This is a genomic window from Pseudomonas sp. P105 (assembly GCF_032614175.1).
Lineage (GTDB): Bacteria > Pseudomonadota > Gammaproteobacteria > Pseudomonadales > Pseudomonadaceae > Aquipseudomonas > Aquipseudomonas rhizophila.
Map to the genome: position 1 here is coordinate 5516926 of NZ_CP126693.1, position 20306 is coordinate 5537231.

The 20306-nt window shown below is 56.5% G+C and carries 12 protein-coding genes and 1 other RNA gene; 5 read left to right on the forward strand and 8 right to left on the reverse strand.

From position 1 onward, the window contains the following. Position 1 precedes the first annotated feature (1 nt). From QOM08_RS24750 to QOM08_RS24760, 3 genes are all read left to right on the forward strand, one after another. Entirely contained in the window at positions 2 to 1654 is a 1653-nt protein-coding gene (locus tag QOM08_RS24750) for an ATP-binding protein (RefSeq protein WP_316912264.1), read from the forward strand. Between the two features lie 77 nt (positions 1655 to 1731). Next, the gene (locus QOM08_RS24755) at positions 1732 to 5058 is read left to right on the forward strand and encodes a type I restriction endonuclease subunit R (RefSeq protein ID WP_316912265.1); all 3327 of its coding nucleotides are present in this window, start codon (positions 1732 to 1734) and stop codon (positions 5056 to 5058) included. Next, the gene (locus tag QOM08_RS24760; protein ID WP_316912266.1) at positions 5055 to 5756 is read left to right on the forward strand and encodes a SprT family zinc-dependent metalloprotease; all 702 of its coding nucleotides are present in this window, start codon (positions 5055 to 5057) and stop codon (positions 5754 to 5756) included. The genes QOM08_RS24755 and QOM08_RS24760 overlap by 4 nt, the downstream gene beginning before the upstream one ends. Before the next feature lie 65 nt (positions 5757 to 5821). Here QOM08_RS24760 and QOM08_RS24765 read toward each other — a convergent pair whose 3' ends face one another. From QOM08_RS24765 to zorA1, 5 genes are all read right to left on the reverse strand, one after another. Next, positions 5822 to 6937: an endonuclease NucS domain-containing protein gene (locus QOM08_RS24765; RefSeq protein WP_316912267.1), complete on the reverse strand. Its 1116-nt coding sequence runs from the start codon at positions 6935 to 6937 to the stop codon at positions 5822 to 5824. Between the two features lie 75 nt (positions 6938 to 7012). After that, positions 7013 to 10261 (reverse strand): type I Zorya anti-phage system protein ZorD, encoded by a 3249-nt coding sequence (gene zorD / locus QOM08_RS24770; RefSeq protein ID WP_316912268.1) that lies wholly within the window; start codon positions 10259 to 10261, stop codon positions 7013 to 7015. Further along, a complete protein-coding gene (gene zorC / locus QOM08_RS24775; RefSeq protein WP_316912269.1) occupies positions 10261 to 11889 on the reverse strand; it encodes a type I Zorya anti-phage system protein ZorC in 1629 nt (542 codons plus the stop codon). Before zorC ends, zorD begins: the two co-directional genes overlap by 1 nt. Beyond that, the gene (gene zorB1, locus QOM08_RS24780; RefSeq protein ID WP_316912270.1) at positions 11886 to 12629 is read right to left on the reverse strand and encodes a type I Zorya anti-phage system protein ZorB1; all 744 of its coding nucleotides are present in this window, start codon (positions 12627 to 12629) and stop codon (positions 11886 to 11888) included. Before zorB1 ends, zorC begins: the two co-directional genes overlap by 4 nt. A 13-nt stretch (positions 12630 to 12642) precedes the next feature. After that, on the reverse strand, positions 12643 to 14835 hold the full coding sequence (zorA1, locus tag QOM08_RS24785) for a type I Zorya anti-phage system protein ZorA1 (RefSeq protein ID WP_316912271.1): 2193 nt from the start codon (positions 14833 to 14835) through the stop codon (positions 12643 to 12645). 880 nt (positions 14836 to 15715) lie between these two features. Here zorA1 and QOM08_RS24790 point away from each other — a divergent pair. After that, positions 15716 to 15784, forward strand: an RNA gene (locus tag QOM08_RS24790) — hammerhead ribozyme type II. 401 nt (positions 15785 to 16185) lie between these two features. On the opposite strand, the gene QOM08_RS24795 is transcribed toward QOM08_RS24790, so the two are convergent. From QOM08_RS24795 to QOM08_RS24805, 3 genes are all read right to left on the reverse strand, one after another. Continuing rightward, entirely contained in the window at positions 16186 to 16545 is a 360-nt protein-coding gene (locus tag QOM08_RS24795; RefSeq protein ID WP_316912272.1) for a DUF6124 family protein, read from the reverse strand. Positions 16546 to 17179: 634 nt separating this feature from the next. Then, entirely contained in the window at positions 17180 to 18454 is a 1275-nt protein-coding gene (locus QOM08_RS24800; protein WP_109756316.1) for a glycoside hydrolase family 68 protein, read from the reverse strand. Between the two features lie 509 nt (positions 18455 to 18963). Beyond that, positions 18964 to 19422, reverse strand: a complete 459-nt coding sequence (locus QOM08_RS24805) for a GNAT family N-acetyltransferase (RefSeq protein ID WP_047229458.1) — start codon at positions 19420 to 19422, stop codon at positions 18964 to 18966. Between the two features lie 255 nt (positions 19423 to 19677). Here QOM08_RS24805 and QOM08_RS24810 point away from each other — a divergent pair, with 255 nt between their 5' ends. Next, entirely contained in the window at positions 19678 to 20301 is a 624-nt protein-coding gene (locus tag QOM08_RS24810; RefSeq protein WP_316912273.1) for a CDP-alcohol phosphatidyltransferase family protein, read from the forward strand. Positions 20302 to 20306 lie beyond the last annotated feature (5 nt).

A 20306-nucleotide genomic window follows, 5' to 3' on the forward strand; every position in this document is an offset into this window, starting at 1 on the left:
TATGCCCCAGCGCCTACCGCCTCGCGAATCCCTCACCGTCGAGTTCAAAAGTGATCGCAGCAAGCTCCCCGATCGTGACCTGATCGAGGCATTAGTCTGCCTGGCAAACACCGAAGGTGGCGAGCTGTGGCTGGGCGTCGAGGACGATGGCACACCCACCGGCCTGCATGCCGAGCATCGCCTGCTGGAGGGTTTGGCCGGCATGGTCGCAGCGCGCACCTCGCCGTCGCTGAACGTACAGATCGAAGCGATCGAGCTAGAAGGCGTGACCGTAGCACGCATCCATGTGCCCAAGGCCCAATGCGAGGTGGCCACCACCAGCGGCGTCTACCTGCGCCGCCGCTTGAAGCACGACAGCACTCCCGAATGCATAGCCATGCTGCCCCATGAGCGCAGCAGCCGCGCAAGCAGCTTCGGCCTGCTCGATGTCTCCGCCCAGCCGGTGGCTGGCGCCACCCTGGCGGACCTCGACCCACTGGAGCGAGAGCGTCTGCGCCAGGCGGTGCAGCAATACGGCGGCGACCGCGTGCTGTTGGAACTGGACGACGAAGCCCTGGACGGCGCGCTACTGCTCACTGCGCGCCAGCCGGACGGTACGCGCGTGCCGACGCTTACCGGCCTGCTACTGATCGGTCGAGAAACCTCCCTGCGCCAACTGGTGCCCACCCACGAATTCGCTTTCCAGGTGCTGGCCCAGCAGGCAGTGCGCTTCAACGAATTTCGCCGCTTCCCGCTGCTCAAGGCTCTGGACTGGCTAGAAACCAACTTCCGTCCCTACAACCCAGAGGAAGAACTACAGGTCGGCCTGTTCCGCGTGCCAGTGCCCAAGGTCGACCTCGGTGCCTTCCGTGAAGCCGTAGCCAATGCCTTGGTGCATCGCGATTACCACGGCAGAGGCGCGGTGCATGTGCGCCTGGAGGACGACGCCCTGGTGGTCAGCAACCCCGGTGGCTTGGTCGATGGCGTGACCCTGGCCAACCTGCTGGTGACCGAACCGCGCCCGCGCAACCCCGCCCTGGCCGATGCCATGAAGCGCGTCGGCGTGGTCGAACGCTCCGGCCGAGGCGTGGACAAGATTTTCCGCGGCATGCTCAAGTTCGGCCGACCGGCCCCGGACTACAGTTACACCACTGCCCAGAGCGTGGTGCTGCGGCTGCCCACCGCAGAGGCCGACCTAGACTTCCGCCGGCTAGTTGTCGAGCACGAACGCGCCACCAACGCCGAGCTGCCCATCGACAGCCTGATCGCGCTGGCCGCCCTGCGTGAAACCAAGCGCGTCACGGCCGACGAACTGGCCGTACAGATCCAGCGCGACACCGCCAGTGCCAAACGCACGCTGGAAGCCCTGACCGAAGCCGGCTTGGTGGAGGCTCACGGTTCTACCCGAGGGCGCAGCTACACTTTGTCAGCCAGTCTGTACCAGGCCGTGGGCGACAAGGCCGGCTATACCCGCCAGGCAGGCTTCACACCCATTCAACATGAACAAATGGTGTTGAACTATGTGCAGCAGCATGGGCAGATTCAGCGCGCTGAAGTAATGGATCTTTGCCGGCTCTCGCCTGATCAGGCGGCAAAACTGCTCAAGCGCATGAAAGACAAGGGCACACTGATACAGCAAGGTGAACGACGCTGGTCGGTCTATAAGCTCGGCTAAAAATTCTATGAGCCACTATGAGCCGCTATGAGCCTGTATGAGCCCATACACGCCTGAACTGGATTAAAGGAGTAACCATGGGCTGGGAATTGGATGACGTCGAAAAACCCTTTGTGGCTCAGTTACAGGGGCTGAACTGGAAGCATATCGAGGGCAGCCTCGACGACCCGGCCATCACCGGCCGCAGCAGTTTCAGTGAAGTGATTCAGCGGGCCGCACTGGCCGAGTGCTTGCGTGCCATCAACCTGCGCGACGGTCAGCCCTGGCTGGATGAGCAGCGCATTGCCGAAGCAGTGGCGGCCATTACCCGCGTAGGCGCCGGCAAGTTGATGGAAGCCAACCAGACAGTCACTGAGCTGCTGCTCAAAGGCATCACGGTCGACGGCCTCCCGGGCTGGGAAGGTGGGCGTGGCCAGACCATCCAGTACATCGACTGGGCCAACCCGGCCAATAACCACTTCAGCGTGATCAACCAGTTCCGAGTGGATTGCCCACCGGGCTATAACAGCGGCAAGAAATTTATCGTCCCGGATCTGGTGTTGCTGGTGAACGGCATCCCGCTGGTAGTGGTGGAGTGCAAGAGCCCCTCCATCCCTGAACCGCTGGCCGAAGCTGTCGATCAATTGCGCCGCTACAGCAACCAGCGCAAGGCGGCCTTTGAGGTGGAGGACAACGAGGGCAACGAAACACTGTTCGCTAGCGTGCAGCTGTTGGTCGCCAGTAGCTACGACGAAGCACGGGTGGGCTGCATTGGGGCCGGCTTCGGGCATTTCTCCCAATGGAAAACCGTGGTTGGCCCGGAAGGTAGCGGCAGCGAGCAGTCAGTAGCCGAGCAGCTAGGCAAAGCCAAACTGTCTGAGCAGGAACGCCTGGTGGCAGGCATGCTGACGCCGGCCCACCTGCTCGATCTGATCCGGCATTTCATGTTGTTCATGCAGGTTGGCGGGCAGACCATCAAGACGGTCTGCCGCTACCAGCAGTACCGCGCGGTGAACCGCACGGTGATCCGCATGAAACGCGGGCAAACACGCCTTGAGCATGGCGAGAGCGACCAGCGCGGCGGCATCGTTTGGCACACCCAGGGTTCGGGCAAGAGCCTGACCATGGTATTTCTGGTGCGCAAGATGCGCACGGATACACAACTGCGCCGCTTCAAGATCATCGTGGTCACCGACCGTAAAGACCTGCAAAACCAGCTCGCCGCCACCGCCACGCTGAGCGGTGAACTGCCGGAGGTGGCCTCCAATATCGAGGGTGTTAAAGCCTTGGCACGCCGCCAGGGCCCCGGCTTGGTATTCGCCACCATCCAAAAGTATCGCAATCCCGAACAGGAGGAAGATGGGGAGGCGCCGATCCCTACGCAAGCTGCGGCCCCCCTCAAAGCCGCAGAAAAGCGCGCGCCCTATCTGGTAAGCAAACCATTCGAGGTGCTCAACCACGACGAAAGCATTCTGGTATTGATCGATGAAGCGCACCGCACCCAGGCCGGCGATCTGCAGGCGAACCTGCTGGCGGGCCTGCCCAACTGCGTGCGCATCGGCTTTACCGGTACACCGATCATCATGGGCGATAAGAAACGCACCCACGAAATTTTCGGCGCGTTCATCGACAAATACACCATCAAAGAAGCTGAGGCAGATGGCGCTACAGTGCCGGTGCTTTACGAAGGACGCACTGCCCAGGGCGCATTGAAAGATGGGGCGAGCCTGGATGAACTGTTCGAGGATTTGTTCCGCGAGCACAGTCAGGACGAGCTGGAGCTGATCAAGAAAAAATACGCCACCAAAGGCCATATCTTTGATGCCCCCGCGCTGATCGCTGATAAGGCGCGCGACATCCTCAGACATTACGTCACCAATATCTTGCCCAATGGCTACAAGGCGCAGGTTGTAGCCTATAGCCGGATTGCGGCAATCCGCTATTTCCACGCGCTGCGGGCCGCCCGCGATCAGTTGCTGGCCGAGGCCGAAGCGTTGCCAGCAGCCGACAAGGACCTCGACGATGAGGCACTGTGCCAGCGTCTACCCAAGCTGCAGGCGCGCGTGCAGGCATGGCGCTATCGCGACAGGCTACGCTGCCTGGAGTTCGCACCGATTATTTCTGGCTCAAATAACGATCCGGCCGAGTGGAAAACCTGGACGGATGGCAGCAAGCAAGAGCTGCTGATCCAGCGCTTCAAGAAGCCCCTGAATCATGAGCAGCCGGGCAAGGCCGACCCGCTGGCTTTCCTGATCGTTAAGTCTATGTTGCTCACCGGCTTTGACGCCCCCATCGAAGGGGTCATGTACCTTGACCGGCCAATCAAGGAAGCCGAGCTGCTGCAAGCCATTGCGCGGGTCAACCGTACGGGTTTCGGCAAGCGCTGCGGCATCGTGGTCGACTACTACGGGGTCGCCAACCACCTGCGCGAAGCCCTGGCAGCCTATGCCGACGAGGATATCGAAGGTGCGCTGAGCAGCATCAAGGACGAGGTGCCGGTACTGCGAGATCGTCATCTGCGCGTAGTGGATGTGCTGCGTCGCCAGGGCATCGAGTCGCTGGAAGATGCCGAAGCCTGCATTGCCGCACTGGAGTCGGAAAAGGTGCGCGCCGAATTTGCGGTAAAGCTCAAAGCGTTCCTCGACTCATTGGACACTGTATTGCCGCGCCCCGAGGCCCTGCCCTTCGTCAAGGATGCCAAGCGCCTGGCCTATATCCATGCACGTGCGCGCGGGCGCTACAAGGACCTGCCGCAACTGGGCAAGGATGTCGGCGCCAAGGTACGCAAGCTGATCGACGACCACGTTATCTCGCTGGGCATCGACCCGAAGATTCCGCCGATCCAGCTCACCGATGCAGACTTCGAGAAGCAGTTGTCGCGTAGCGTCAACGACCGCGCCAAGGCCTCAGAGATGGAGCACGCCATTCGCTCGCATGTGCGCAAGCATACTGATGAAGATCCGGTGCTCTATCGCAAGCTGTCCGAACGCCTGAACGAGCTGCTCAAGTCGCTGGGCGAGCAGTGGGATCAGTTGGTTGAGCAGATGCAGAAGATCATCAACGAGCTGCGCAGCGGTCAAATGAGCGATGACTACAGCCCCCTGGATTTGCCCGAACACTATGCCCCCTTCCTGCGCACCCTGCTGGATGTGGTGTGTGCCGACGCCAATCCGCAGGCCGCCGAGCTGCTGCGCTTGAAGGATGTGACAGTGGAACTGGTCGATCTGTTGGTGGGCGAACTCCAAAGCCACCGCGATATCTGGAGCCCGCGCAAGCGAGCGGCTCAGGAGGAGCTGGCCGGGCAGCTATTCGATTACCTGATGCGACTGCGTCCGCCCTTGGTGGATAGCGATACGGCGGGGGTGCTGTCTGACCGCCTGATGGATCAAGCGAGAGCCAGCCATGAACGGTTGATGCAGCTGTGAGCAATCAAACCCTCACCGTAAACGATCTGCAACTGACGCTACGCCGTAGCGCGCGGCGCAAGACGCTACAGATCACTGTCGAGCGTGACGGCGCACTTATCCTGTCTGCCCCGCCAGAGGTTGATGAGCAAGCGCTGCGGCAATTCGTAGCGGAAAAAAGCTTCTGGATTTACTCGCGTCTTGCCGAAAAGGAACGCCTGCAGCGCTCAATCCCCACCAAGGAATACGTCGACGGAGAGGGGTTTCTGTATTTGGGCCGAAGTTATCGCCTCAAACTGGTTGATGAGCAGGATGTGCCACTGAAACTCTCTGCCGGTCGCTTCCGCCTGCTGCGTAGCGAACTGCCACGAGCCCGCGAACATTTCATCCGTTGGTACAGCGAACATGCCCGCAGTTGGCTGGCCTTACGCGTCAAGAACCACCAAGCCCGCATGGACCTGAGCCCCAGCGGTGTGCGTGTGCAAGATCTGGGCTATCGCTGGGGCTCCTGTGGCAAAGGCGCACAGCTCTACTTTCACTGGAAAACAATCCTGCTGCCCAAGCCCATTGCGGAATATGTGGTGGTGCATGAGATGGTGCACTTGCAAGAGCCACATCACACCCCAGAATTTTGGCTCCGCCTGGAGCGCGTCATGCCTGACTACGCACAGCGCAAGACATGGTTGGCAGAACATGGGATCGAAGTTGAAGGAGTCTGAAGCTCTTCTCTTGCTCGTGACCGTTTCGAATTCCATACAGAATCTGACATTGGTTATGCTCGCCGTTACGGCATGCTCACATCCCCAACAGCAGCCACTTCGTCGTAATGCGGAAAACGTTGCTTCAATCGCTCAATCGTCCACCGCCATTTGGGCGTAGTGGGACGACAAATCGTGTTCTGGTTACCAAACATTCCGACCTCCCGCACGGCCTGACTTACAGGCACACTCTGCAGCCATTGAATCGGAACAAAGTATTCGCAACGCTCCGGATCGTCGGCAAACTCAGCGTGATAGCTGGCGCGTTTCGCAACCTCCAGCACCGGCCGCTCTTCGCCATCCTGCATGACTGTGAACTCACTTGCAGGCGTGGACGTTCCCAAAACACGCCCAACACCGACATAACCTTGCTGGGGAATATTTACCCAGACCCGATCTCCCGGAGAGAGGAGTTGCAAGGTCTTGCTATACCACGCACCGCCACCACCAGAAATGAAACCGAATTCCACAGCATCAGCCCATGAACGCGAGACGGAATCGCCGAACGAACAGTAAAACTCTCCATTCCAAGGCTCGCTGTGCCCTTCACTTGTCGATACGGCGTTCACCTGAGTCTGAACAGGATCGAGTAACCAGGACCGACTCAGCAATTGCTGATCACCTACCTGGAAAACTTGGAAGCAAAGCACATTGATCGGAATATCTCGCTTGCTGAGGTATTCAACAATTCGTTCGCTACTGGCGTCCAACTCTGTGGCGACGATGATGAGTTGATGGCTTTTATTCAGATCTTCATCGTCAAGCACACGACCAAAACGCGCGAGAAAATCTGCATACAAGCTGCTCCCAGGTCGGAACCGTTGATAAATCGCCGCGATTTCGTTCTCACGCAGACTTTCTACCCAAACGGCATAGTCGAGGGCCTGAGCAACGACCTCACGGGGCGTGCGATCTCTTTTGAGCTCAATCAGCACCAGACTTCCATCAGGTGCAATGGCCAGTAGGTCAATGCGCCCGCCCATTCCAGTGGACTCTTGCCTGCCTATCAGCATCCATTCCTCAGAGAGAATGCTGGGCGAGCTGATGATCATTTCCTCAAGTAGCTGCTCGCTGGCCAATCGGCTTTGGCGAAGCTTGTTCGGTACAAGACCGACGGTCCAGACGTCCGTTTTGATAGGCAAGTTTTGAGTCCTTTTTCTCGGCGTTGCTTACATCGATACAAATAGATTGGGAATCCGGTCCAAGCCGATACAGCGCTACCGGGTCCCCAATATTTCCCCAAACTCCGAAGCTTGAATCTCCGAAGCCCCGCTTAGCATATCCCGCGCCAACGCCCGTCGTTTGCTCAACAAGTCATCAAGTGTCGCCTCAAAAGTCGGCATCTCCGGATCACGCACGGTTGGGTAGTACACGTACACATCCTTCTCCTGCCCAATCCGATAGGCCCGATCCGTCGCTTGATCTTCCTTGGCCGGGTTCCAGCAACGAGTGAAGTGAATGACGTGGTTGGCCGCTTGCACGTTCACCCCAAAACCGACGGCGATGGTCGACAGGATGATGACTGCGAAACCAGGTTGCTCCTGGAATTGGTCGATCAGCCTCTGGCGGCTATTCGCGCTCTGACTGCTGGTACTGGTATCACCGTTAATGACGGTAGCGCGAAACCCGAAATGCTCTTGAATCGAGTGCTGCAACTCTCGCTGAATATCACGCAACTCGGTAAAGACAATGACCTTGTCGCCGTTCCCGGCTCTTTTGATCGACTCAAGCGTCTGCATCAACCACTGCAGCTTCGGCGAGTTGTCGCGCAGTCGTTTGTCTGGCTGAACGCTGTAAGGATGAGCACAAATGAGCTTGAGCTTGTGCAGCAACCCGAGCATGCCGGAGGACTTTTGATCGAGCTGTTCTTCGATCTGCTGCTTCTGGCTGTACGCAGCTATTTCGGACAGGTACAGATTGCGCTGCAAGGCGTGCATGCTCAGTGAACGACATGCCGTGTCTTCGATTTTGGCAGGCAGGTCCTTGGCAATGTCTTGCTTGGTACGGCGCAGAGTCTGTGGGTCGATAAGCACGCGAAGGCGCTCCAGGGCAACCGTGTCACGCTCCAACGCGGCTTCGATTGGGCGCTGATACTCGCGCCCGAACTGGTTCAAACCGCCCAGAAAACCTGGCTGAATGAAGTCGAAGAGGCACCAGAGATCTATCAGGGTGTTCTCAACAGGCGTACCGGTACACGCCACTCGAAATCTCGCCGGAATGGCTTTGATCGCCTGAGTCACCAGTGCCGCGGGGTTTTTCAGTTTCTGCGCTTCATCGCATACGACGATCGACCATTGCTGACGCGCCAGGGAAAACTCCTGATCGCGCAGTGTCTCGTAAGTCGTGAGGACGATTCGGGCGTCGCCCATCCAACCTGGGCGTAGCAAGTTTTTGATGCCTTTGCCTTTCAAGTCAGCAGGGATTTCTTCTTTCTTGAACTTCACTGCACTCAAGGCTGAGCCATAGAGCTTCAGCACTGGCAGCGCGTCAGCGAAGAAGAACCGGTAAAGCTCTCGCTCCCAGTTATCGAGCAACGAGACTGGGGCGACGATCAGAGTCGGCTTATCCTGCGGGTACTTTTCCAGGTACCAGACCAGGAAAGTGAGCAACTGGATCGTTTTCCCCAGCCCCATGTCATCAGCGAGCAGGCAGCCTGACACGTCTGATGGGGACAAACGGAACAAGTGCTGCAGCCACGCCACGCCTTGAAGTTGGTGCTCACGCAGGACGACTTCAGGCTTGAGCAAGCCGGGCAACTCTGGGACTGCGTCCAAAGCGGCGCGAAGGGCTGCCTGACGAATCTGAACGTAGGTCGGTTCGTCAATGTTGTGGCCGATTTGCAGTACAGCGCGGCCCACCTTTTCCTGTTGCTGGACCAGACTGGTCTCGACAGGGGCGATCTTCTTCGACCATGCAGCAAACAGTTGCTCGGCGGCGGCAATCGAGAGCGGTGTTTCGGACTCTGGCAAACAGACCGTTTCATCACCGGCAGCGCGAGCTTCGTCCAGTCGCTGTTCAAACGCTTCGAATTGAGCGCGGTCGGAAGGATCCCAACGCCCAAAGATCTCTGCGTCAATGCCCAGCGCTGCCACATCCTTCGGCAACCACCTCTCGGTCGCCTCTTTTACGAGGAAAGGCGAAGTAATTCTTTGCGCTTCGCCGATGCCAGTTACACGATCGCCGTAAAGGGACAGGTCCAGGACAGAATCGAACTCGATACCCGCCGCTTCGTTTTGCCAACGCTTAAGCAGGTCGTTGATACCTGCCAACTGGCGTAAATCAAAATCGCTGAGCTCCAACTCATAGCCCTGCCAGAAACCGGCAGGCATGCCAGCGGCCAATTTCAGCTGCAGTTCATGCACGAACGGTGCGAGTTCATAGGCTGCTTTAAATTCAACTTCGATGGGCGCCTGCGGTGTTGGCGAGATTGGTTCGAGCGTCAGGTTTACTTGCTCAATGTGCTGTCCCGCTTCATCCAGTTTGGGTTCCAGATAAAAGCGATGAAAGAAGATCCCGGCCTCGACCAGTTCGTCTTCATAGCTCTGCGCATCCAGCACTTGTGCGGCACCATCGCCGAGTGCGCTGTAAGGGTTGCGGACGAAGGAAAGTGCATCGTCCCCAGCGACCCGACGCCCTGGTAACGAGCGCACATAGTCCAATACAGATTTGACTTCAGGCTCAATCAGGACGTGGGTCAACGATCCATCATCACCGGTCACTCGGTATCGATCCTGAACCTGATTGGCACCGTCGAAACTCTCAAGCCAGTTAGCCGGCTGACCTTCGAAGGTTGGTTGCAGTTCGATAACCGGCGTATCACCTACTGTCGATTTTCTCGGGTTGAGCCGTAGGCTTTCAGGTTTGATAACGACAGTTTTATCCAAAAAACCATCCATACCTGCACCAGCTTTGCGTGCCAACTTCCTGATGCTGGCCCAGCCGATCTGATTGGTTACTTCACCCGACTCATTTTGTTGAGCCAGGTAAAGTTGTCGTACCGCACTGGTCAGTTTCCAACACGACTCAGGCAAAATTTCCATTTTTCCGTGGTACTGGAGGATCGCGCCCGTACGCTGCACCTGCACATTTGCGTTGGATTGCGGATCACGCCATCCACTGATGGAAACCTTGAAATCGTCGGAGGCAAGACTGCCTTGGCTGCTCAGTTGAGGAATGAGAGCTGTCTGTGGTGGCAATCTCAATAACGGCAGACTTGTTAAGTGCTCTGGCTCATCAAGAAGTCGATAGAGCTCATCCCACGTCAGTAGCCAGCGATCACTGAGTTGGGAGATGAACTCCTCTTCTTCCAACTGATCCAGGTAGCTTGCTAGCGGCCAGGATTCTTCGTTATCTGCCAAGCTCAGAGGGTAACAAATACCCTGCTCCTCAATGGAAAACCCAGGCTCAGTATTTTCTACCGCCAAATTCGACTGCAGGCCAATGCCTTTGAGGAAACGCTTGAGCATTACTGTCTCCAGAACCGGAGTGGCTGGTGATTGACGGGCTTGAAGCCCAGGCGTTGAAGCGCAGAAACGGCTGCCAGATCGTTGTCATCAAGCTGAACCTGAAATGCCCCCCCGCGCGCGCGCTGGTCATAGACTTTGTGTTTGACCGACTTCAGGGCGTCACGGACTTGGTCTTCGAAAGGCAACGGTTTGGGCGAACCTGCCGCTCCGGCCTGACTCTGCACATGAATACCTAATTTATCGAGGGCATCATCGAATTTGCTGAGCCAACCCTCTATTCGATTTGGACGACTAGGTGCAGGGGAATGCCGCATTCGATCCAGCGCACGGTGAGGCTGCTTCAGTTCGCTCGCCAACTCGAGTAGTGACTTATCTGGATTGAAAGGCGACTTGTCTGCCTGGTACACATAGCAAGCATTCCCGGTTCCGGAGAACTCCACAAAAAAATAGTTCCCGATCTGCATGATGACTGCGTTGTTATGACCGGGACCACCTACCAATCGGCTTAGGCGCCCTTTGTTCTTCTCACGGAAATGGACGAAGTCCCGCCCATTGTCATGCCAGGCATCCGAACCCATTACGATTCGGGTGTAACTCATCTGGTTAGCAAAGCGTAGCCAATAATGCAGACGTGATTGATCGACCTCGGCGTCCCCTTTGAGCAAATTGAAGAAGTGTTCAAGGTCTTCCTTCGCAAACCACGCAACGACCATCGCACACACATCTTTTTCAACGTACTGCAGCCAGCTGTTTTGTCTGGAACGGATCTGAGGGCTGCCCCAATTGTCGAGTGCGACCTGTTTGAGCAGTGACGACGGTTTCTCTCGATACTCTGCCAAGTGATAACGCGACAGGCATGCACTCAGAATGTCGTTCATGTACCGCGGATGCTGCCGGCCGATGTCGACAAGGTCGGCTAAGCGCTGAGAAAACTCGGCGTCATCCAACATAAAAATACGAGAGATAAGTACGTTAAAGATCCTTCGCCACAGCCAACTGCTGTCAGGGATCTGCGCAATCGTCTGCAATGCCGAAAGGTCGCTGATCTCTCCCTTGAACATCTGGTCACCCAGCCTGGCACCTGCCTGCTCGGAGAAAAGCTCCTGATGCTGCTGGACGATGTGAACCCATTCCTTCTCGCGTTTTTGCTGGCCTCTGACGCATTCGAAGCCAAGCTGAACGTCTTCCCGCAACAGACACCAATTGGCGCTCTTATCAGGCGTGGCGGCCTCGTACCCAAAGTAGCTAAAGCACAGCGCCAACCAATCGCGGCGGCTAAGCTTTCGTTTTTCGATACGTTGATGAATTTCTTTGTGCACTCGGTCAAAAAGCTGGTCATCATCCAGTATCGGCCCGACTCGCTCACTTTTGTCCGAGAGGCCGGCGAAAACCAAGCGCCACTCTGAAGCGTTGAGCGGCAGTACATTGCGGAATTTGTTTATCGCAGCGCGGCGCTTTTCCTGAGGTGGCGGCAAAGCTTTTTCAGCGCGCTCGAATCGCTCGTAAAGATCAACCCCCGCGGCACCCAGACGGGGAAATCGCGCCAACGGTTCAGGCGCCGGCCCCGTTCGGTGCGCGGAAAGACTCAGGTTGATAGCGGCGGAAAGCCTCGCGATTGGGCTGGTCATCGGTTCATTGCCAACTGACACTTTTCTATATCAGTGTTGTTGAAAACCGGGACCTCTGGCTTGAGGTTGTCTTCCTTTTCCTTTAAGCCGAAGAACTGCATGCGCAACTCCACCCGCCGGCTTTCCTCCTTAGTGTCCTTTGCATTGTTGAACGACACACCGCCCGCCAGGAACATCGATCTGATTTGCTGTTGGTGCTCCGGCGACAATCCGACCTGGAGGGGACTGCGGCTATCGAGCAGACTGCACATCACCCATTCTGAACGCTGCAGTGAAAGGTGCAGGTTATAAAGATAGGAACCGTCAGTGTCTGTCGATCCCTCGATCACAACCTGTTTGAACCACTTTCGGCCTTCTTCACTGTTAGCGGCGCCCAGAATCATCGGCACAACCTCCTGAAGTGCCGACTGGCCATCGTTGCTCAACGCGTACTGATTATGCCCAAAGCGGCCCGCATCGCCGAAGCTAATCCGGTTGTCCTTGCAGTCTACAACGATGGTTTTACTGGCAGCCTTCGCCTGAAGGCTCAGGTGCTCGCAGATCTGACTAATATCTTTATTGCGCTGCTTCTCTCCTTGCTCCGCTTGGTTAATACGCTGCGTCACAGAACTCAAAGCTGCCACCATGACCACGAGGAAGAGAATCATCATCGCGGTCATTAAATCCGCGAAGGATATCCAAAAAGGCTTCTCTCCCTCGTCTTTTGAACGGGCAACCGAAGGCATTTGCTTACCAAACATTGACTAGCCTCCGTTACTGCCTGATTCGTTCCATGATGTCGCCGAAGTCGTCGAGACTTTCCTTGACCCCTTCTACACCGCCAGCGAGGCTCTTGACTGCTTTATCGAGCTCAGCGTCCAGACTGCCCAGGGTTTGTCTCAACACCCGATCCATACCATCACCGAACTCTTTGAAGCCGTTACCCAACACACCACTGATGTTTTCCAGGTATTCATACACTTCACGGTTAAGCGTCTGCATCCGCTCACTTTGAACCTTCAGGTCCTGGAGATACTGGCTGCGACCGCTGGCCTCCCCTTGTGCACTCGCAACTACCCCTTCAATGACAGCGAGCGTTTTCGCTAGTGCTTCACGATTGTTTCGGTAGTCCGCGACCACGGTATTCAGCTCACGTGACGCCTGTGCAAGCTCAGTCCCTGCGCCCTGAACTGTCCCCATAAGTCCCGCAGTCGACTCACTGGCTCGTGCAACACTTTGTCCGGCCGTTTCAAACCGCTCAGCCGCCGCCCGCATCTTGTCTGCACCCAGCTGCATACTCTGCAGATGCTGCTCTGTTTGGGCACTCAATGCCTTGACAGTGTCCTGGGCAGATTTCTGTTGCTCAGACACTGTTTGCAGCAGTGCCTTGACCTGCTCGTCAAGGCCGCCTACCAGATCGCGAGTTCCTTGATGGAGATCAGCCTGCGCAGCCCGGGTGGATTGGTCCATCTGCTGCTGACCATATTCCAATTGCTTGAAGACTGCCGAGAGCTGCTCACCCAGCACATCAACGGAGCCAGCAATTTTCGCCATGGTTTCCTGCTGCCCCTGGCCGATGTTCTGTTTCATCGATTCCACAAAAGCCTGGAGGTTCTCAGCCATTGCCTGTTGGCGAGCCTCGCTTTGAGCAAATAACTTCTCCAATTGCTCGGCCATTCGAGCTCCTGCTCCCTCCCCTTCGTTGCCGATACGGGCAACCGAAGCTTGGAGATTCGCTAGCATCTCGTTCATCCCCGCTTGCATGGCGTTCTGTCCAGCCTGCATATCGGAGAGTAACTGGGCAATCATGGTTGAGCTGTTTTGTGTCGAGGACTCACTAGCCGAACGCATATCTTGGATCAGCGTCGAAAAGCCTAGCTGCATCGACTGCATGGCGGAAACGGACTGCCCCATCAGCTCGTGAAGGCCATTGAACTGTTGGCCGAACGTACCTTCCAGTTTGTTCATGAAGGCAACCAGAACATCCTGAAGCAGGTTCTGCACCTGCCCTGATTGATCACCACTGGCGGCCTGAACCGCACCCGCGATAGCTTCAAGGGGGGATTTGAGACTGTTCTCAATTGCACTGCTCACCTGATCGGCCAATATCTGTCCAGAGTCCCGGTAAGTGGACGACAGGGTATCGGCTAATTTGAGGCTTTCGCGGACTTGAGTATCTACGAGGTTTTGCAGCATTTCCCGCAAATCTGTTACGAGGCTGTCCTTGAGCTGGCGGGTTTGCACGGAGCTTTCAGCACTAGAACGTACAAGCTCAGCCAAATACTCCTCTCCGACACCGCTATCGAAAAGCCCATCGATTGTCTCGTTGAACTCCTCAAGAATTTTATAACATTGGCCGAGACGCCATTTCTCAGTAATTGTGACTGCTATAGAAGCCATAATTGAGATGAAGGAGCCGATGAAAGCAAACAAAACGTCTTTCAGCAGCTTATCGACGCTGGCGTTAACCTGCTCGGGCGTGCTCGGATCGAAGTGTTGTAGGCCTAGCATCAAGCCGAAGAACGTCCCAACAATACCGATGCCAGTCAATATCCCAGGCAGATGCTTGTAAAACTCAGTACCCAGTGGGGTATCAACCACGCTTTGAGGTGAAAAAAAGTGTGCCGCACCAGCGGTAGCGCGTGACCGGATGAGGACCTGCTCCCCCTCCTGAAATTCAAATTGGTCGTGCAACGTTTCTGCGTACTCACGCCAAGAGTGCTCCAATCTCCCCCCACTGAACAATCGCTCCAGTTCAGCACGACGGAGCGACGGAGCAAGGGTTTTCACGCCCCGCAAACTTTTGGTGAGATTTTTTAACCGGCTACTTAGTTTGAAGGATCTGCAGAAGTAGCGAAAAAAATACCAAGCGCCTAAAACGAAAACGAAACCAACTACGATTGTGGGGGCAATTAGTTGCTCGGAGCTTGCCGCCCCCCAAAGGTGCAACAGCGTAGAAAAATCCATATTTGTTCGCCTTCAAGGGGCCAGATATTCGATTTAAAACTCCACTTGCCGATGAGGCGATCGCTAAATGACCTATCATTTAGCGACTGCAACATGTTCGGCAAAATACAAGCTCGAAAAGGAAGGAACGACTGTTTTACTGTGGCTCTACTGGAGCCTGCCATAACACATGGCAAGAAATCATGTCCTTATGCCAGCACATTAGCTCGCCCCTAAGCCGCAGTAAAGCGGCATGCGACCATTGGATCCCTTCCGGATTTGCCCCCACACACGGGGTAGACGGCAGTCCCATCGAGGCGGTATTACTCTCGCGCTTTCTTTCGAGCGTCAATTACACTTTCGGGTAGCTCGGTAAGAGACCAACAGCTCTGGTTAGCGAACCCGCGGAAAAAAATCGAAGCAATGGCGCTGCGGCCTAACAACAAAACGCTCACGTGGAGACTGTGCAAGAGGTCCTTGCACAATTGCCCTCGCAACGTCAGCTTGGCTGCTGAACACGCAGTCCGGTTGCGAACGTCGAGACTATCCAGTCTCGGTCATGGGACCAGAGCAATCGATCAGCAGCTTGCTGAACAAGTCGGCGATCCGAACAAATACCAAGGAGTACACCCAAGCCCTGCAGCACCGCCAAGCGAATAGATGGCTTTGAGTTGCCCTTCACCATGGAGTTATTGGCAAGGGTCGATTGGTTACTGAGCCAGGAAGGACTTTCCGACTGTTCCTGTCATGCGCGAGACGTTGAGGCATTAGGCTGGCGGACTGTGTGCTTCGGCTCGTAGGGCGTATAGCAAGATGTTCGACGATCAAGCTAGCTCGTACGCCCAAACTTCTCGTCCTTAATTGCCATAGACCAGGTCGGCTGGGTTGATTAGCATTGGCTTGCCGAAACGCACTCCAGCAGGTGCGTCTCTCAGAGGTGGCCTCCTGAGACTGATGATGGCGGGCGTTGTTCTAGGAGTTATAGGTCCTACGGGCTTCATTGCAGGTTTTGTAATTTCAGAAATCATCTCCCACCTATCAAATCTCAAAATGGAGGATTTTCATATGGTCAAGAAGGTAATACACGAGGTGATGGCATACGTAAAACGCTTCACGAGCCGCGTCATCGCGTCTCTGGAGGCCCACCTCCCTTCCAGGCGAAGCCTGCTGAAGAGCTTGTGAAATTCAAGCGAAAAGGAATCTGAGAAATCGCTTTATCGGGTAACGGTACCCAACCGAATTTGACATGGCGAAGGCCAACAGAGTGCGGCCCTGCACAATTCTGAGAGCTCATCGTTCCGACTCTCGGGCACAAAAAAGGCCTTGCCATGCAAGACCTTTTTTCATATCCGGGGTAAGCGCGACCCCTTGTTACCTCACCTCAACAATATCCAAAGCCCGATTCGCCAGCAGCTCACTCACCTCAATCACCTGCAAAATCCCCATCGCAACACGCCGTCGCGATCCCTCAAGATCAAACGCCAAATCACTGATCATCGCATTCGCCGAAGCCAGGTTCTCACTGAGATTGGCAAGCAGACATTCTGAATCAACATCAGGTGCGATTCGGAAGATTGTATGGGGCTTGTCAGACGTTTCGTTCTTCGGCGTGGGCTTCAGATAAAAATCCAACGCCCGATTGGCAGCATCATCGAGTTTCTTGTTACGAGCCGACTGAACACGAGACACGGTTTCGTCTTCAGATGGCGGGTTCGGTGTAATTTTGACCATGGTAAAGCTCCTAGAGTCTGTTGGAGCTACCACCATTCGCTGCGAAACGAAGTTGGGGTGGCAGCTGTACGCGGGTTCGCAGACCGGGACTCTAGGGACCGGCAGACCCGAAGGTCTCCCACGCACAGCCACCTCTGACGAAATCACAGACATGGGTGATCTGCTTTCGAAGGTGACGTTGTGCGCCTATAGAGTCCGGGCTGCGAAACCCGATCACTGATGCTCAGTGACAAGACTCAAACTACCGACGGGCCCCAAAACGCACAAGCCGGCGGATTCTGGCGCAGTTGTAGGCAATGGCGCAAGGCGATGTCGGCTGGATATTGGGGTTGTGTCGGGGCTGCAGATTGGTCTGTAGGCTGCTGATCCATTTGGCTGATGAGCCGCTATCGCGAGTAGGCTCGCTCCCACAGAGTCAGGCATTTCAAACATAGGAATGGCAGAGCGGGTTTGCTCGAGGGAACGCATTCGCGACCGGCTGCATCCTTGCAGCCAGTCGCGAAGAGGGTTACGACTCGTTGTTCAATGGGACTTGCGAGCAACATCGCAATGAATCAGGCGGGATATCTCGATCATATCCACAACGGGTTTGTCATCGACCGCAAACCCGCTGCCTGAAACCCCTGTGTTGCTATTACTTGAGCGTGACGTCGAGCATCGGCGGGATGTAACCGTAGTCGTACTCGGCCACTACGAAGGTCTGCTGCCCTTTGATTTTCATGCCCACCGTGGGTGCCTCGGTGCCACCGACACGAATCTGCGTGCCGGTTTCGTCGGTCGGTACGCTGTCGATGAAGGAGGTCACCAAGCCGTTTGGCATTACATAGTGCGAGTAGGTCTGGAATGGCTGGGAGGACGGGTTGCCCAGCACCAGGCCGGATCCGTTCAGCGGCACGTAAGGGCCGAACAGCGAGTCCGCGACGAAACCGTACACGCCGTCCGGCCCGGTCACGCCGTCGGCGTAGGTGAAGGTATGGCTGATCGTGAACAGGTAGTACTTGCCATCCTGGAACACGAAGTGCGGGCGCTCGGTCTGGTCGTTTACGCCCACGGCGGTCAGCAGTGGCGGCAACATTTCCCAGTCGTCACCGTCCGCGTCGCGGGCTACGGCGATGCCAACGCAGGCGGTCTGGTAGCGCGAGTTGCCGACATCTTCATAACCCGGCGGCACATCGCCGATTTCTGCCTCTCCTACTTTGTGCGAGCCGCGCTCACCGGCCACGTTACCCTCGAACAGCATGTACAGCTTGCCGTCTTTCGGGTCGCGGAATGGCCATGGGTCGCGGAAACCCCAGAACGCGTTTTGTGCTTCGGTCTGGTACATGTTGCCGTCGGCCTCGAACAGCGGCTTGACCTTCTCGAAGCCGACCATGCTGACACCGTGTTCAGTGGTCACCACCCGACCGCGCACCTTGACGATGGTCGCGCCTGGGGTGACGGCGGTGTAATACAGGTCCACTTCGCCTCGGTCGTTCAACAGGATCGGCGTACCGGCCCATTCGCGAGCGGTCGGCGAAACCCCTTCGGCCATCACACGGCCACCGAATTCCCAGTTCTTGCCGGTACGCGAAAACCAGTAGTACATCTTTGCCCGACCGTGACGATCGTTCCAATCGCGGAGGATGTCGTAGTTACCGTCCTCGTCGAGGTACTGCGGGTCGTTTGGATGACGATCGGCCGTCAGCGTGAAGATCACCGACCAGCCATCGACGGACGTCACGTTACCGTCCAAGTCGCGCAGGGGCATGGTGTCCCAGATAAACACGTCGTTGTTCAGTACCGGGAAATCCGCGCTGACCAGCGGCTGAGTGGTGGTGGGATCGTCCGCCCGGACTTTCAACGCATCGGCGCGGGTCCAAAGGCTGGGTTGATGGGGTGTTACACCGAATTTTTCAGGGTTGGTTTTCATAAGGTAGAGCCTCGTCCATGAATGGATTCAAATAAATGACGCTTTAGAAATACTGTATGCGCATACAGTGAAACCACCTTATAGAGGCTCACCCATGTGGGTCAAGCGAAAAAATGCATTTGTGCATATTTTGGTTTTTTCTTGTAGCTGATACGTTTCAGCCATGAACGTTTGCAGAAGTTAGTTCCAGGGGAGATCGGCGACGTTGCCTGCACGCTCGGTACTTTGAATCGCTGATTGGTGGAAGGCGCGCGTAACTGCGCAATGGGAGGCAATGCATGGAGGGAGCGGATCGCCGTGATCTGCTCGCGAGGTGGCGAATCAGTGGCGCTGAGGTTGACTGGTGTATCGCTATCGCGAGCAGGCTCGCTCCCACAGGGGGTGTGCGAAATGACCTGCTATGGCGGTGGGTCAGATGCTTGATGGGTGTTGGGGTTGTGTCGGGGGGTTACCGATGCCCAGGATCCGCGTAGGAACAATCGACTCGCTGGTGTGCGGCCCGGCGGTGGCTACAGCTGCCGCGACATCAGCCATTGCTCTTTCCCCCACGCCTCAAAGCGCTCCAGCACTTCCCAGCCAAGCCCGGTGTAGTAGTCGCGCTGGTTGTGAGTGTGCAAGTACAAGGTGGTGAATCCCGCTTCTCTGGCATGGTTGCAGATGCCTTCGATCAGTTGCGCGGCAAGGCCTCTACGGCGGGCGGTTGGGGTGATGAAGACGCATGCCAGCCATGGGCCAAGTTCTGGTCGGTCGGGCAGGTCGTCGCTGGCCAGTGAGACGCCGCCTAGCAACTGGTCTTGCTCCGTGGCGATCAGGCATTTCCAGTGTCCATCACGTTGGCCCGCAGCGAACTCTTGCTGCCAACTGGCGAGGGATTGCTGGGCGAATTCATAGCTGAATTCCTGGTGAAGCCACTCGGCCATCTGGTCGCATTTGTCCATGTGGTTTTCGAGCCAATCCATTTGCGGCATTTGGAGCGTTCCTTATGTTTGGGACAACAGGGGGTTGACCTGTTTGGCTGATGAACCGCTATCGCGAGCAAGCTATGCTCCCACAGAGGCTTGTGGCAAGCCCGCTCCCACAGAGGTTCTTTATTCACCGGTGAATTCGTTGCCAGATGCCTACCCGCGCGCATTCTCGAGAATTACCCCTCCAGCCAAACCCCAACTATCGTAATCTCGCAGCTGAACAAGCCCAGCCCTGCAACCGGCCGAGATTTCATTCCCATGCCCTCCATCTACCAGCTCAAACCCGCCTTCCAGAACCTGCTGCGCCCCATGGTTCAGCGCCTTTACGACAAGGGCATCACCGCCAATCAGGTCACCCTGCTCGCCGGCGCTGTCTCTGTGTTGGTGGGGGCCGTGGTGGCGTGGTTCGCCAATCATCCGGGGGTGTTTATCCTGGTGCCAATCTGGATGCTTCTGCGCATGGCGTTGAACGCGGTGGATGGCATGTTGGCGCGGGAGTTCGGGCAGCAATCGCATCTGGGCGCCTACCTCAATGAGCTATGCGATATCATCGCCGACGCTGCCTTGATCCTGCCTTTTGCCTTGTTTGCCGACGCCAGTCTGTTGCTGGTGTTGTTGGTCACGCTGTTGGCGTTGTTCAGCGAATACGCCGGTGTGCTGGGGGCGATGGTCGGGGCTTCGCGGCGCTATGACGGGCCGATGGGCAAGAGTGATCGCGCCTTTGTGTTGGGCGTGCTGGCGACCGGGATTGCCCTGGGTTGGCTCGGGACACTCTGGGTTGATGGTGTGATGGCGGTGGTAGCCGCCCTGCTGGTTTATACCTTGGTCAATCGGGTGCGTCATGGCCTGAATCAAGTGACGGAAAACGCTCCCTCAGCATAAGGAAG